Source organism: Bradyrhizobium sp. CCBAU 11361, from assembly GCF_028128935.1.
Classification (GTDB): Bacteria; Pseudomonadota; Alphaproteobacteria; order Rhizobiales; family Xanthobacteraceae; genus Bradyrhizobium; species Bradyrhizobium niftali.
Map to the genome: position 1 here is coordinate 149,316 of NZ_LBJZ01000199.1, position 13,933 is coordinate 163,248.

At 64.6% G+C, this 13,933-nt stretch carries 11 protein-coding genes; 7 read left to right on the forward strand and 4 right to left on the reverse strand.

The genetic code is table 11. The features are described 5' to 3' along the window. The first annotated feature begins 2 nt into the window (after positions 1-2). Positions 3-1,019 carry an LLM class flavin-dependent oxidoreductase gene (locus XI08_RS42215; RefSeq protein ID WP_271578959.1) on the forward strand — a complete coding sequence of 339 codons (1,017 nt, stop codon included), beginning with the start codon at positions 3-5 and terminating at the stop codon, positions 1,017-1,019. Between the two features lie 145 nt (positions 1,020-1,164). On the opposite strand, the gene XI08_RS42220 is transcribed toward XI08_RS42215, so the two are convergent. Together XI08_RS42220 and XI08_RS42225 are read right to left on the reverse strand one after the other, a co-directional pair. Beyond that, positions 1,165-2,025 (reverse strand): prephenate dehydratase, encoded by an 861-nt coding sequence (locus tag XI08_RS42220; protein ID WP_271578960.1) that lies wholly within the window; start codon positions 2,023-2,025, stop codon positions 1,165-1,167. A 21-nt stretch (positions 2,026-2,046) separates the two neighbouring features. Beyond that, positions 2,047-2,787 carry a 3-deoxy-manno-octulosonate cytidylyltransferase gene (locus tag XI08_RS42225; RefSeq protein WP_271578961.1) on the reverse strand — a complete coding sequence of 247 codons (741 nt, stop codon included), beginning with the start codon at positions 2,785-2,787 and terminating at the stop codon, positions 2,047-2,049. A gap of 219 nt (positions 2,788-3,006) precedes the next feature. Here XI08_RS42225 and XI08_RS42230 point away from each other — a divergent pair, with 219 nt between their 5' ends. From XI08_RS42230 to XI08_RS42255, 6 genes are all read left to right on the forward strand, one after another. Next, positions 3,007-3,561 carry a c-type cytochrome gene (locus XI08_RS42230; RefSeq protein WP_027544272.1) on the forward strand — a complete coding sequence of 185 codons (555 nt, stop codon included), beginning with the start codon at positions 3,007-3,009 and terminating at the stop codon, positions 3,559-3,561. 210 nt (positions 3,562-3,771) lie between these two features. Beyond that, on the forward strand, positions 3,772-5,688 hold the full coding sequence (locus tag XI08_RS42235; RefSeq protein WP_271578962.1) for an extracellular solute-binding protein: 1,917 nt from the start codon (positions 3,772-3,774) through the stop codon (positions 5,686-5,688). A 14-nt stretch (positions 5,689-5,702) separates the two neighbouring features. After that, positions 5,703-7,589, forward strand: a complete 1,887-nt coding sequence (locus XI08_RS42240; protein ID WP_271578963.1) for an extracellular solute-binding protein — start codon at positions 5,703-5,705, stop codon at positions 7,587-7,589. A 2-nt stretch (positions 7,590-7,591) separates the two neighbouring features. Beyond that, the gene (locus XI08_RS42245; protein WP_092186685.1) at positions 7,592-8,701 is read left to right on the forward strand and encodes a microcin C ABC transporter permease YejB; all 1,110 of its coding nucleotides are present in this window, start codon (positions 7,592-7,594) and stop codon (positions 8,699-8,701) included. Then, positions 8,701-9,879 carry an ABC transporter permease gene (locus XI08_RS42250; RefSeq protein ID WP_027544268.1) on the forward strand — a complete coding sequence of 393 codons (1,179 nt, stop codon included), beginning with the start codon at positions 8,701-8,703 and terminating at the stop codon, positions 9,877-9,879. Before XI08_RS42245 ends, XI08_RS42250 begins: the two co-directional genes overlap by 1 nt. 4 nt (positions 9,880-9,883) lie before the next feature. After that, the gene (locus XI08_RS42255; protein ID WP_271578964.1) at positions 9,884-11,521 is read left to right on the forward strand and encodes an ABC transporter ATP-binding protein; all 1,638 of its coding nucleotides are present in this window, start codon (positions 9,884-9,886) and stop codon (positions 11,519-11,521) included. A gap of 129 nt (positions 11,522-11,650) precedes the next feature. On the opposite strand, the gene XI08_RS42260 is transcribed toward XI08_RS42255, so the two are convergent. Together XI08_RS42260 and XI08_RS42265 are read right to left on the reverse strand one after the other, a co-directional pair. Then, positions 11,651-12,505, reverse strand: a complete 855-nt coding sequence (locus XI08_RS42260; RefSeq protein WP_271578965.1) for a C40 family peptidase — start codon at positions 12,503-12,505, stop codon at positions 11,651-11,653. Continuing rightward, positions 12,498-13,871 carry a leucyl aminopeptidase family protein gene (locus XI08_RS42265; RefSeq protein WP_271578966.1) on the reverse strand — a complete coding sequence of 458 codons (1,374 nt, stop codon included), beginning with the start codon at positions 13,869-13,871 and terminating at the stop codon, positions 12,498-12,500. Before XI08_RS42265 ends, XI08_RS42260 begins: the two co-directional genes overlap by 8 nt. Positions 13,872-13,933 lie beyond the last annotated feature (62 nt).

A 13,933-nucleotide genomic window follows, 5' to 3' on the forward strand; every position in this document is an offset into this window, starting at 1 on the left:
CCATGATCCCGCTCTCAGTCCTCGACCTCTCCGTCGTCACCACAGGCACAAAACCCGCCGCGGCGCTGCGCAACAGCATCGATCTGGCGCGCCATGTCGATGGGCTCGGCTATGTCCGCTATTGGCTCGCCGAGCATCACAACCTCGCCTCGGTGGCGAGCCCGGCGCCCGACGTGATGATCGGGCAGATCGCGGCGGTGACGAAGCACATCCGCGTCGGCTCCGGCGGGGTGATGCTGCCCAACCACGCCCCGCTGGTGGTGGCCGAACGCTTCAAGATGCTGGAGGCGCTGTTTCCCGGCCGCATCGACCTCGGCCTCGGCCGCGCCCCCGGCACCGACGGCGCCACCGCCTACGCGCTGCGCAGCCGGCTCGACCGCCGCGAGGGCGACGATTTCCTGGAGCGGCTGCACGAATTGATCCTGTGGGAGACCCGCGAATTCCCGTCGGGCCATCCCTACAACAACGTCGTCGCGATGCCCGACGACACCAGGCTGCCGCCGATCTGGCTGCTCGGCTCCAGCGATTATTCGTCGGAACTGGCCGCGCAAGTCGGCATGGGCTTCGCCTTCGCGCACCACTTCGCATCCCATGATGCGATCGATGCGATGGTGCATTACCGCAACCGTTTCCAGCCCTCGGCCTGGCGCGCCACGCCGCACGCGATCCTCGCCGTCGCCGTCATCGCGGCGGAGACCGACGAGGAAGCTGAAAAGCTCGCGACATCCTTCGATCTCAATCGCCTGCGCCGCGACCGCGGCCAATATCTTCCGCTGCCGAGCGTCGAGGAGGCGCTGGCCTATCCCTATACGGACGCCGAGCGCACCTCGATCACCCGCAACCGCTCGCGCCTGTTCGTCGGCAGCCCTGCGACCGTGCAGAAGAAGCTCCAGCCGCTGATCGATTCCAGCAAGCCGGACGAGCTGATGGTGATCACGGCGGTGTACGACCACGAGGCGCGGAAGAAGTCGTATTCGCTGCTGGCGGCGGCGTTGGGGCTGGCGAAGGCGGCGGCTTAGTTTGTCGTCCCGGCGAAGCCGGGACCCATACGCCGAGGCAGACGTTTGGCGAAGATGGGCAACTGGACAGTGTGCGCGCCAGCCGAGGCTGGTGGTTATGGGCCCCGGCCCCCGTGCGCAATTGCGCACTAGGCCGGGGCGACCACTAATCCTGCTGTGTCTCGCTGAACGTCGCCCGGAACGGATGGCCGGGATACACGCCGACGATGCGGAATTCGCGCGAGAAGAATTTCAGCTCCTCGATCGCGAAGGCGAGGCCCTTGTCTTCAGGGTGGCCGTCGACGTCGGCGTAAAACTGCGTGGCGAAGAAATTGCCGTCGACCATGTAGCTCTCGAGCTTGGTCATGTTGACGCCGTTGGTGGCAAAGCCGCCGAGCGCCTTGTAGAGCGCGGCGGGAAGGTTACGCACGCGGAATACAAAGGTGGTGACCAGCGAGCCCGAGCCCTGCGCCGCCCATTTCGGCTCGCGCGCCAGCACCACGAAGCGCGTGGTGTTGTGGGCCTCGTCCTCGATGTCCTCGGCGAGGATGTCGAGGCCGTAGATTTTTGCGGCCAGGCGCGAGGCGATCGCGGCGACGCTCTTGTCCTTGCGCTCGGAGATGTCGCGGGCGCTGCCGGCGGTGTCGGCGTGCACGATCGGCTTGATGCCGAGCTTGCGGATGATGCGCCGGCACTGGCCGAGCGCGTGGACATGGCTCTCGACGGACTTGATGTCAGAGATCTTGGTCCCCTTCACCGCCATCAGCTGATGGCGAACCGGCAAGAACCATTCGCCGATGATGAACAGGCCGGAGGCCGGCAGGAGGTGATGGATGTCGGCGACGCGGCCGGCGACCGAGTTCTCGATCGGGATCATGCCGAGATCGGCCTCGCCCGACGAGATCGCCGACAGGGCGTCCTCGAAGGTGGCGCATGGCATCGGCTCGGCGTCGGGATAGGCCTCGGCGATGGCGATGTGGGAATTGGCTCCGGGTTCGCCCTGGAATGCGATCTTCATCTTGCTCATGGTCGGCCTTGTAGCAGCGGCTCAGGATTTGGAAAGGATGCTGCGGGCGGTTTCGAGATCGGGCGGTGTGTCGACGCCGCGGGGCACGCTGTCGACGATCATGATGTCGATGCGCATGCCGGCCTCTACCGCCCGGAGCTGTTCCAGGCTTTCCTGAAGCTCTAGGGGCGAAGGCGGCAGCGACACGAACCGCTCCAGCGCAGCGCGGCGGTAGGCGTAAAGGCCGATGTGGTGGTAACGCGGTCCGTTGCCGTAAGGGGCCGTGGCGCGGGTGAAATATAGTGCCCGCATCCGCCGCGGCCCGATCGGCGAGCCGACGGCCTTCACGACGCTCGGCGCGAGGTCCTCCTCCTCGGTGTGGATCTGCGAGGCCAGGGTCACGATGTCGACCGCGGGGTCGGCAAAGGGCGGCAGCACCTCGCGGATGGTCTGCGGCGTGATCGTCGGGAAGTCGCCCTGGAGATTGATCACGATCTCGGCCCTGCCTTCGGGATCGAGCTTCTGCATCGCCTCGTGGACACGGTCGGAGCCGGAGGGGTGCGTGGCGCGGGTCATCACGGCCTCGCCGCCATGGGCCGTCACGACCGCGGCGATCTCGTCTGTGTCGGTGGCTACCGCGACCCGGCCAATGCCGGCGGCTTCCGCACGGCGCAGCACATGCACGATCATCGGCAGGCCCGCGATATCGGCGAGCGGCTTGCCGGGCAGGCGGGTAGCGGCCATGCGGGCCGGGATCAGCACCAGGATGCGGGGATCGGTCATCGGGTCAAGAGCCTGGAAACGGGGCGTTTTCCGCGCCGAGAAATGGGTGGGGACGGGTTCAAAGCCGGCTCGCTTATACGGGTTGCCAGACCCCGGGCAAACCGATATCTCAATGGCAAAACTCGGGGGAAAGACAAGGAACGTGTGATTCTCCTGAGGCTCGTCCTGGCGGCCGCCCGGCCGCTCAATCCTTCTCAGCGGTGTGGGGCCTGGCCGGAAATGGACTCTTTCGAACTCAATAAGATTCTCGGTGCCGTGCTCGGCACCTGTCTCATTCTGCTGGTCACGAGCTTCACCGCGAGTGCGCTGTTCTCGCCCAAGATGCCGGAAAAGCCGGGCTTCGAGATCGCCGTGAAGGAAGACGCCGGCCACGGCAAGGAAGGCGGCGCTGCCGCTGCGGCTTCCGAACCCATTGAAAAGCTGCTCCAGACCGCCTCCGTCGAGAAGGGCGCTGCCGCCGCCAAGAAGTGCGGCGCCTGCCACACCTTCGAGAAGGGCGGCCCGAATCGCGTCGGTCCGAACCTCTATGGCGTCGTCGGCGAGGCACGGGGCGAGGGCCGCAATGGCTTCAACTTCTCGGCGGCCATGAAGGGCAAGGGCGGCACCTGGACGTTCGACGACCTCAACAAGTTCATCGCCAATCCGAAGGGCTTCATCCCGGGCACCGCGATGGGCTTCGCCGGTATCCCGAAGGATTCCGAGCGCGCCGATGTCATCGCCTATCTGAACTCGCTGTCGGAGCATCCCAAGCCGCTGCCGACGGCGTCGAAGTAAGGCCTTAAAAACCCGTCTTGGAATATGCGGCCAGGCTGAAAAGCCTGGCCGTTTCCTTATCCGGGCCTCGCGAGGTCGTTATCGGGGCGTTTGGCCGCAGCGAATGGCGGGGCCGGCTCCCAAGATGAGGAAAAAGCAACATATTCCGTCGAAACCTCGCCTATATTGGGACCTTAAAGGAGTAGCCTCCTTCAAGACAGGAATGTTGATTTGGCCATTACCCGACGCGATCTCCTGCTCACCGGCACTGCGGCCGCAGCGCTCCCCGCCCTCGGTTCCGTAGCGGGCATTCCCGTCATCGGCACGGCTGCGGCGCAATCGGCCGGAGAAGCGGCTTCAAGTTCGCTCCCATGGCGCCATGCGTTGTCGCTGTTCGGAAAGGTCAAGTACCCCGCCGACTTCAAGCGCTTCGACTACGTCAATCCGGAAGCGCCCAAGGGCGGGGTCGCGCGCCAGATCGCCGTCGGCACGTTCGACAATTTCAACATCGTCGTCTCCGGTGTGAAGGGGCAGGTCGCCGGCGCCGTCGCATTCATCTACGAATCCCTGCTGACGCCGGCGCTCGACGAAGTCTCGACCGAATATGGCGCGCTGGCCGAAGCCGTCAGCCACCCGGACGATTTCTCGTTCGTTACCTATCGTTTGCGGTCGCAAGCCAAATGGCATGACGGCAAGCCGGTCACCGCGGATGACGTGATCTTCTCGCTCGATTCCTTCAAGAAGCACCACCCGATGTACTCGGCGTACTACAGTCATGTGGTGAAGGCCGAGAAGGTCGGCGAGCGCGAGGTGAAATTCGTGTTCGACGCGCCCGGCAACCGCGAGCTGCCGCAGATTGTCGGGCAGCTCACGGTCCTGCCGAAGCACTGGTGGGAGGGAACGGACGCGCAGGGCCGCAAGCGCGATGTTTCCGCCACCACGCTCGAAGTGCCGCTTGGTTGCGGTCCCTACAGGGTCAAGGAATTCGTTGCCGGACGGTCGATCGCGCTGGAGCGCGTCAAGGACTATTGGGGCCGCGACCTGCCCGCCAATGTGGGTCGCAACAATTTCGACGAGCTGCGCTACGAGTATTTCCGCGACGCCACCGTTGCGATCGAGGCCTTCAAGGCCGACCAGGTCGATTGGCGCACGGAGAACAGCGCCAAGAACTGGGCGACCGCCTACGACTTCCCGGCCGTCACCGAAAAGCGCGTGATCCTCGAGGAGTTCGCCAATCGCAGCTCGGGCGTGATGCAGGCCTTCGTGCCGAACCTGCGCCGCGCCAAGTTCAGCGATCCCCGCGTTCGCCGTGCGCTCAACTACGCGTTCGACTTCGAGGAGATGAACAAGCAGATCTTCTACGGTCAATACAAGCGCATCAGCAGCTATTTCGACGGTATCGACGAGCTCATGGCGACCGGCTTGCCGCAGGGGAAGGAGCTCGAAATCCTCGAGACCGTTCGCGCCGAAGTGCCGCCCGAAGTCTTTACGACGGCCTACACCAATCCGGTCGGCGGCAGTCCGGAAGCCGTGCGCGACAATCTGCGTGAGGCGCTACGTCTGTTCAAGGAGGCCGGCTATGAGGTGCGCGACCGCAAGCTGATCGACGTCAAGACCGGCACGCAGTTCTCCCTGGAATTGCTGAATTCCGATCCGAGCTTTGAGCGGATCACGCTGTTCTACAAGCCGTCGCTGGAGCGGCTCGGCATCGCGGTCAGCGTGCGGACAGTCGATCCGACGCAATACGAGAACAGGACGCGCGACTGGGATTTCGACGTCGTCACCAACTCATGGGGCGAGTCGCAGTCGCCGGGCAACGAGCAACGCGAATTCTGGTCGTCCAAGACGGCCGGCATCGCCGGTTCACGCAACATTGCCGGCATCAAGAATCCGGCGATCGACAAGCTGATCGAGCGGGTGATCTACGCGAGGGATCGCGACGATCTCGTCGCTGCGACCAAGGCCCTCGACCGCGTGCTGCTGTGGAATCACTACGTCGTGCCGCAGTGGACGTATACCAAGGTGCGCACCGCGCGCTGGGACCGCTTCGGCCGGCCGTCGGAATTGCCCAGATACGGTCAGTCCGGCTTCCCGTTCATCTGGTGGTACGACGCAGACAAGGCGGCACGGATCGCAAAGAAGTCGTGAAGGACATTTCCCGCATGACGCAGATGTCTCGCCGCCATGTGCTGGCTTTGGGTGCCGGCGGTGCCCTCGGTGCGACCCTTGGCGCGCCGCTGTTACGCGGCGCGCGCGCATCGGAGGCGGGGACCGAGGCGCACGGCATCTCGGCATTCGGCGATCTCAAATATCCCGCCGACTTCCGCCATTTCGACTACGTCAACCTCGACGCGCCCAAGGGCGGCACGTTCTCGCTCATTCCGTCGGTGAAGGCGTACAACCAGTCCTACCAGACCTTCAACTCGCTCAACGCCTTCATCCTGAAGGGCGACGGCGCGCAAGGCATGGACATGACGTTCGTGCCGCTGATGGTGCGCGCGAACGACGAGCCGGACGCAATGTACGGGCTTGCTGCCAAGTCCGTGCGGATATCGCCGGACAGGCTGGTCTATCGCTTCACGATGCGGCCCGAGGCGAAATTCCACGACGGCACGAAGCTCACCGCCCACGACGCGGCGTTTTCGCTGACGGCGCTGAAGACCAAGGGCCATCCGCTGATCATCGTGCAGATGCGTGACATGGTCAGCGCGGAAGCGATCGACGATGCGACGCTCGTCGTCACCTTCGCCAAGGGACGCGCGCGCGACGTGCCGCTCTATGTCGCGGGCCTGCCGATCTTCTCGAAGGCTTACTATGCGTCTCGTCCGTTCGACGAAACGTCTCTGGAGATCCCGCTGGGTTCGGGTCCCTACAAGGTCGGGAAATTCGAGGTCAATCGTTACATCGAGTACGAGCGGGTGAAGGACTGGTGGGCGGCCGATCTGCCGCCCTGCCGCGGCAGCTACAATTTCGACGTCGTGCGCTACGAGTTCTATCGCGACCGCGATGTCGCCTTCGAGGGCTTTACCGGCAAGAGTTATCTTTACCGCGAAGAGTTCACCTCCCGCATCTGGGCGACGCGCTACGACTTTCCGGCCGTGAAGGACAATCGCGTCAAGCTCGAAGTCGTACCCGACGACACGCCGTCTGGCGCGCAGGGCTGGTTCATCAACACGCGGCGCGAGAAGTTCAAAGACCCGCGCGTGCGCGAGGCCCTGATCAATGCCTTCGACTTCGAGTGGACCAACAAGACCATCATGTACGGCGCCTATGCCCGTACGGTGTCGCCGTTCCAGAACTCCGATCTCATGGCGGGCGACAGCGCGCCTTCGCCGGAAGAGCTGAAGCTGCTGGAGCCGTTCCGCGGTCAGGTTCCCGATGAGGTGTTCGCCGCACCGTTCACGCCGCCGGTCTCGGACGGCTCCGGGCAGGATCGAAGCCTGTTGCGCAAGGCGCAGCAACTGCTGAGCGAGGCCGGCGTGCCGATCAAGGACGGCAAACGGGTGCTGCCGAACGGCGACGTCTTCAGGATCGAGTTCCTGCTGGACGAGCCCTCCTTCCAGCCGCACCATGCGCCCTACATCAAGAACCTGGGCACGCTCGGCATCGAAGCGAGCGTGCGCCTCGTCGATGCCGTGCAACACAAGGCGCGCCAGGAGGATTTCGACTTCGACATGACGATCCAGCGCTTCAGCATGTCGGCGACGCCGGGCGATGCCATGCGCGCATTCTTTTCTTCGCAGGTCGCCGCGACCAAGGGTTCGTACAATCTCGCCGGCGTTGCCAGCCCGGCCATCGACGCCATGATCGAGAAGATCATGGCGGCCGACAACCGCGAGGACCTGACGATCGCCTGCCGCGCCTTCGATCGCCTGTTCCGCGCCGGCCGCTATTGGGTGCCGCAATGGTACAACAAGACGCACCGGCTCGCTTATTGGGATCAATTCGGTCATCCGCAGAAGCTGCCACGTTATGCCAACGGCGTCGGCGCGCCCGACATTTGGTGGCATGAACCCGCCAAGGCGGCCAAGCTCGAGCAGGCGAAATAGTCATGAGCGCGTATATCGCCCGCCGCATCCTCCTGATGATCCCGACATTGCTCGGGATCCTCTTCGTCTCCTTCGTCGTCGTGCAGTTCGCGCCTGGTGGTCCGGTCGAGCGCGTGATTGCGCAACTCTCCGGCGCCGATACCGGCGGCACTTCGCGCATTTCGGGCGGTAGCGACTTTGCGCAGCGTGCCCCGGGGCAGGTCGGCGCCGGTGGCGACGCCATCAACTCGAAATATCGCGGCGCGCAGGGGCTCGATCCTGATTTCATCAAGAAGCTGGAGGCGCAATTCGGCTTCGACAAGCCGGCACCGGAACGCTTCGCACTGATGGTGTGGAATTTCGCCCGCTTCGATTTCGGCAAGAGCTATTTTCGCGACGTCAGTGTGATACAGCTGATCAAGGAGAAGCTGCCGGTCTCGATCTCGCTCGGCATCTGGCTGACGCTGATCACCTATCTGATCTCGATCCCGCTCGGCATCCGTAAGGCCGTCAAGGACGGCACGCGGTTTGACACCTGGACGTCGACCATTCTCGTGCTGGGCTATGCCATTCCAGGCTTTCTGTTCGCAATCCTCCTCATCATCCTGTTTGCCGGCGGCTCGTTCTTCAACTGGTTCCCGCTGCGCGGATTGACCTCGGACGGCTGGTCGCAGTTTCCCTGGTACTGGAAGATCCTCGATTATTTCTGGCATCTGACGTTGCCGCTGATCGCCATGGGGCTCGGCGCGTTCACCACCATGACGTTCCTGACCAAGAATTCGTTCCTGGACGAGATTCGCAAGCAATACGTCATGACCGCGCGCGCCAAGGGCTGCAGCGAGGGCCGGGTGCTTTACGGCCACGTCTTCCGCAATGCGATGCTGATCGTGATCGCCGGGTTCCCCGGGACCTTCATCCACGCCTTCTTTTCGGGCTCGCTTCTGATCGAGACCATCTTCTCGCTGGACGGGCTCGGGCTGCTCAGCTTCGAGAGTGTGCTCAACCGCGACTATCCCGTGGTGTTCGGCACGCTCTACATCTTTTCGTTGGTCGGCCTCGTGATCAACCTGATCTCCGACCTGACCTATATGTGGATCGACCCCCGGATCGATTTCGAGGCGCGGGAGGTCTGATGACGGTTATCGCGCCGACGCCGATCGAAACCACGACCCAGTCTCCGCTGGGCGAGGTCGTTCCGATCACGGGCAAGCCGTTCGCCCCTTCGCCGCTGAACAGGCGGCGATGGCAGAATTTCAAGGCCAACCGCCGCGGCTACTGGTCGTTCTGGATATTCATCGCCCTGTTCGTGGTCTCGCTGTTCGCCGAGCTGATCGCCAACGATCGGCCTTTCCTGGTCAAATTCGACGGCCGTCTCTATTGGCCTGCCTTCGTGACCTATTCGGAAACCACCTTCGGCGGCGATTTCGAGACGGCGGCCGACTACCGCGACCCCTACTTGCAGAAGCTCATCAAGGACAAGGGCGGCGCCATCGTCTGGCCCCTGATCCGCTATTCCTACGACACCCACAATCTCGACTTGCCGACGCCGGCGCCATCGCCGCCGACCTGGATGCTGACGGAAGCGCAGTGCAAGCTTGTCGTCGAGAAGAAGGGGCTGAAGAGCTGCCGCGACCTCGAATACAACTGGCTGGGTACGGACGATCAGGGGCGCGACGTGGTGGCGCGGCTGATCTATGGCTTCCGCATCTCGGTGCTGTTCGGCCTCTGCCTCACGATCATCTCATCCGTCATCGGCATCGCAGCGGGGGCGGTGCAGGGCTATTTCGGCGGCCGGGTCGATCTCATCTTCCAGCGCTTCATCGAGATATGGACGGCAATTCCGTCGCTCTACCTTCTCTTGATCCTGTCCTCGGTCCTCGTGCCCGGCTTCTTCGTGCTGCTCGGCATCCTGCTGCTGTTCTCCTGGGTCTCGCTGGTCGGTCTCGTGCGGGCCGAGTTCCTGCGCGGGCGCAACTTCGAATACATCCAGGCCGCGCGGGCGCTCGGCGTCTCCAACCCGGTCATCATGTTCCGCCACCTGCTGCCGAACGCGATGGTCGCGACCATGACGTTCCTGCCGTTCATCGTCTCCTCGTCGGTGATGACGTTGACAGCACTCGACTTCCTTGGCTTCGGCCTGCCGCCCGGCTCACCCTCGCTCGGCGAGTTGCTGTCGCAGGCCAAGTCCAACGTGCAGGCGCCGTGGCTCGGTTTCTCCGGCTTCTTCTCGGTCGCGATCATGCTGTCGCTGTTGATCTTCATCGGCGAAGCCGTGCGCGACGCCTTCGATCCGCGCAAGACGTTCAGGTAGGTCAATGGACGCGATCAACCAGCCCCTGCTTGCCGTACGCGACCTTTCGGTGGCCTTCCACCAGGGTGGTGCCACGACACTCGCGGTCGACAAGGTCTCGTTCCAGATCAAGCGCGGCGAATGCCTGGCGCTGGTCGGCGAATCCGGCTCCGGCAAGTCCGTCAGCGCGCTCTCGATCCTGAAGCTGCTGCCCTATCCGAACGCCTCGCACCCCTCGGGAAGCATCCGCTTCAAGGGACAGGAGCTGATCGACCAGTCCGAGCAGCAGATGCGGGAGGTCCGCGGCAGCGACATCTCCATCATCTTCCAGGAGCCGATGACCTCGCTCAACCCGCTGCACACGATCGAGGCGCAGATCGGCGAAATCATCCAGCTGCACAATCCGACCAGCAACGCACTGGCGCGCAAGCGGACGCTGGAGCTGCTGACCCAGGTCGGCATCCCCGATCCGGAGACGCGGCTCAACAGCTATCCGCACCAGCTCTCCGGAGGCCAGCGTCAGCGCGTGATGATCGCGATGGCGCTCGCCAACGAGCCCGATCTGCTGATCGCGGACGAGCCGACCACGGCGCTCGACGTCACCGTGCAGGCGCAGATCCTGGCGCTGCTCGCAGAGATCCGCGCGCGGCTCGGCATGAGCCTGCTCTTCATCACCCATGATCTCGGCATCGTGCGCCGCATCGCCGACCACGTCTGCGTCATGAAGAGCGGCGAGATCGTCGAGCAGGGACCGGTCGAGCAGGTGTTCAAGACGCCGAAGCACCCCTATACGCGCGACCTGCTCGCGGCCGAGCCGAAGCCGGATCCCGCGCCGCCGCAGCCGGATGCGCCGGTGGTGATGTCGGCCGACGACCTGAAAGTGTGGTTTCCGATCAAGCGTGGCTTGATGCGCAAGACGGTCGGCCACATCAAGGCGGTCGACGGCGTCAGCCTCGCCGTGCGCAAGGGCGAGACGCTCGGCGTTGTCGGCGAATCCGGCTCGGGCAAGACCACGCTGGGGCTGGCGCTGCTGCGGCTGATCTCCTCGAACGGGCGCATCGTGTTCCTGGGGAAAGACATCCAGGGCCTGCGCTTCAAGGAGATGCGGCCGTTTCGGCGCGACATGCAGATCGTGTTCCAGGATCCGTTCGGCTCGCTCAGTCCGCGCATGTCGGTCGCCGACATCATCGCCGAAGGCCTCTCCGTGCATCAGCCGAAACTGTCGCGCGATGAGCGAGAGGCGCGCGTCGTCAAGGCGCTCGAGGACGTCGGGCTGAAGCCCGACACCCGCTACCGCTACCCGCATGAGTTCTCCGGCGGCCAGCGCCAGCGCATCAGCATCGCGCGCGCGGTGGTGCTGGAACCGGATTTCGTCGTGCTGGACGAGCCGACCAGCGCGCTCGACATGCTGTTCCAGGCGCAGATGGTCGATCTGTTGCGCGAACTTCAGCGCAAGCGCGATCTCACCTACATGTTCATCTCGCACGATTTGCGCGTCGTCGCCTCGCTCGCCAGCCATCTCATCGTGATGCGCGGCGGCAAGGTGGTCGAGGAGGGGCAGGCGGCCGAGCTGTTCAAGAACCCCAAGAGCGACTACACGCGCGCACTGTTCGCGGCGGCGTTCCGGCTGGAGACGGCTGGGAATGGATCGGTGGCGACTTGATCTCGTCATTCCGGGGCGGCGCGCGAAGCGCGAACCCGGAATCCAGAGATTGTGGGGCGAGATTCTCAGATGTGCAATTGCACATCATAGTTCACCCGCGATGCGCGTGCCCCGGAATGACTGCAATAATCAGAGCCGCTTGATCGCGACGACCTCGCTGCCGGCCTGCTTGATCCGCGCAATCGCCGGTTCGATCGGCTCGATCACCGTCGCCATATGATGCGCGTTGGCGTGAACCATGGTGCCGCCGTCGCGGACGATCGCGACATGGCCCTTCCAGAAGATCAGATCGCCGCGCAGCAAGCTGCTTCGTTCATGCGCCTCCAGGCCGCGTCCAAGCCCGGTCTGCTGCATGTCGCTGTCGCGCGGGCAGCCGGTGCCGGCCGCCGTCAGCGAGACCTGCACGAGGCCCGAGCAGTCGATGCCGAGGCTGCTCTTGCCGCCCCAGAGATAGGGCGTGCCGACGAAGCGTTCGGCGACTGCGACGAAGTCCGGCTCGCGATGATCGAGCGCGGCGAGATGCGCCTTCGGCACATAGGCTCCGTCACGCGTCACCGCGAAGCTGCCGTCCTCGCGGGCCACCGCCAGCTTCGATCCCATCACGAGCGTGCCGGCTGGCGGCAGCTTGATCGAGGGGCCGGGGAACGCAAACGTCCTGAGCGCGCTGACCTTGTGCGTCGGGGCGGCCGTCGGCCTCATCAGCGCCGCATCGGGAAGCCAGCCGACATAGCCGTCACCGCCAAGCTGGCCCCAGGCCCAGCCCTCGCCATTGCGATCGTAGACCGTGACGCGCTCGCCGCGCAGCGCCTCCGTCATCAGCATCGCGCCCGAGGACGGCTGCTCGCGCACCGCTGCAATTGCCTCCGTCACCTCGAATTCCTCGCCGGTGACGAAGCGCTCCGCCTGCACCTTGCCTTCGAGATATTTGGCGGCGAGGTCGGCCCGCGCCGGTGTCAGCCTTGGATCGTGTCCTGGATCATGCATAGCGCTCGCTCAGCAATGTGTAGATGGCGCGCGCGGCCTGGCACTCGCCGCCTTCGGGGCGCGCCGGCTTCGCCGACGGCGTCCAGCCATAGATGTCGACATGCAGCCAGCTCTTGGCCTGCTCGACGAAGCGTTGCAGGAACAGCGCACAGGTAATCGAGCCGGCAAAGCCGCCCGACGGTGCGTTGGTGATGGTGGCGGTCTTGGAGTCCAGCCACGCATCGTAGGGCGGCCACAGCGGCATGCGCCACAACGGATCGTTCTCCTTGACGGCGCAGCGCGCGACGTCGGCGGCAAGCGTCTCATCATTGGTGTAAAAGGGCGGTAAATCCGGCCCCAGCGCGACGCGTGCAGCTCCCGTCAGCGTGCCGAGATCGATCAGCAGGTCGGGCTTCTCCTCGTCGGCGAGCGCCAGTGCATCGGCGAGCACGAGCCGGCCTTCGGCGTCCGTGTTGCCGATCTCGACCGTGATGCCCTTGCGCGATGTAAAAATGTCGAGCGGGCGGAAGGCATTGCCAGCGACCGCATTCTCGACCGCCGGAATCAGCACGCGCAGCCGGACCTTCAGCTTCGCGTCCATCACCATGCGCGCGAGCGCCAGAACGTTGGCCGCGCCACCCATGTCCTTCTTCATGATCAGCATGCCGCTCGACGGCTTCAGGTCGAGCCCGCCGGTGTCGAAGCACACGCCCTTGCCGACCAGCGTCACCTTGGGATGGGCGGGATCGCCCCAGCCGATGTCGATCAGCCGCGGCGCGCGGTCCGAGGCCATGCCGACGGCGTGGATCAGCGGAAAATCTGTCCTCAGATCCTCGCCGATGATGCAGGCAAAGCTCGCGCCGAATTCGCCGGCGAGCTCCTGCGCGGCTGCAGCGAGCTCCTCCGGCCCCATGTCGTTGGACGGCGTGTTGATGAGGTCGCGCGCCAGCATCGCGGCATCCGCCATGCGGCTGATCTCGATCGCATCGACGCCGTCAGGCGGCACCAGACGGACATCGGGTCTATCAGCCTTGCGGTAGCGGGCGAAGCGGTAGCTGCCGAGCGCGAAGGCGAGTGCGGCGAGCCGCACATCGTGCGGTGCATTGGCAAAGCGATAGGTGCCCGGCGGCAGCAGGCCGGGCAGGGCGCCCGGCCGGAACAGGTCGCGGGATATTGCGCCCTCGTCCTCGAGGCCGAACAGCACCTGCGCGATCGCACCGTCGGGGGCGGGCAGGGCGAGATAGCCGCTCGGCTTGGCGGTGAAGGCGCTCGCCGTTGCGAACTGGCGTTGCGCCGGCGGCAGCGTCTCGGCGACCTGATCCCAGCTCGACTTGGTGACGAAGGTGATCGGGATGGCGGTCGGGGACGTCTCGAAGACAGAAGGCATTGGCGGGTCCGGGTCGTCAGATCAGGCTGGTTATGCGGATGAAGGAGACTTCGCAGAGTTTT

What these genes read in the sequence shown, in the direction of transcription:
- XI08_RS42250 (WP_027544268.1), top strand. Translation starts at nt 8,701, where the DNA reads ATGACGGTTATCGCGCCGACGCCGATCGAAACCACGACCCAGTCTCCG.
- XI08_RS42265 (WP_271578966.1), bottom strand. Translation starts at nt 13,871, where the DNA reads ATGCCTTCTGTCTTCGAGACGTCCCCGACCGCCATCCCGATCACCTTC.
- XI08_RS42240 (WP_271578963.1), top strand. Translation starts at nt 5,703, where the DNA reads ATGACGCAGATGTCTCGCCGCCATGTGCTGGCTTTGGGTGCCGGCGGT.
- XI08_RS42245 (WP_092186685.1), top strand. Translation starts at nt 7,592, where the DNA reads ATGAGCGCGTATATCGCCCGCCGCATCCTCCTGATGATCCCGACATTG.
- XI08_RS42230 (WP_027544272.1), top strand. Translation starts at nt 3,007, where the DNA reads ATGGACTCTTTCGAACTCAATAAGATTCTCGGTGCCGTGCTCGGCACC.
- XI08_RS42225 (WP_271578961.1), bottom strand. Translation starts at nt 2,787, where the DNA reads ATGACCGATCCCCGCATCCTGGTGCTGATCCCGGCCCGCATGGCCGCT.
- XI08_RS42220 (WP_271578960.1), bottom strand. Translation starts at nt 2,025, where the DNA reads ATGAGCAAGATGAAGATCGCATTCCAGGGCGAACCCGGAGCCAATTCC.
- XI08_RS42255 (WP_271578964.1), top strand. Translation starts at nt 9,884, where the DNA reads ATGGACGCGATCAACCAGCCCCTGCTTGCCGTACGCGACCTTTCGGTG.
- XI08_RS42215 (WP_271578959.1), top strand. Translation starts at nt 3, where the DNA reads ATGATCCCGCTCTCAGTCCTCGACCTCTCCGTCGTCACCACAGGCACA.
- XI08_RS42260 (WP_271578965.1), bottom strand. Translation starts at nt 12,505, where the DNA reads ATGCATGATCCAGGACACGATCCAAGGCTGACACCGGCGCGGGCCGAC.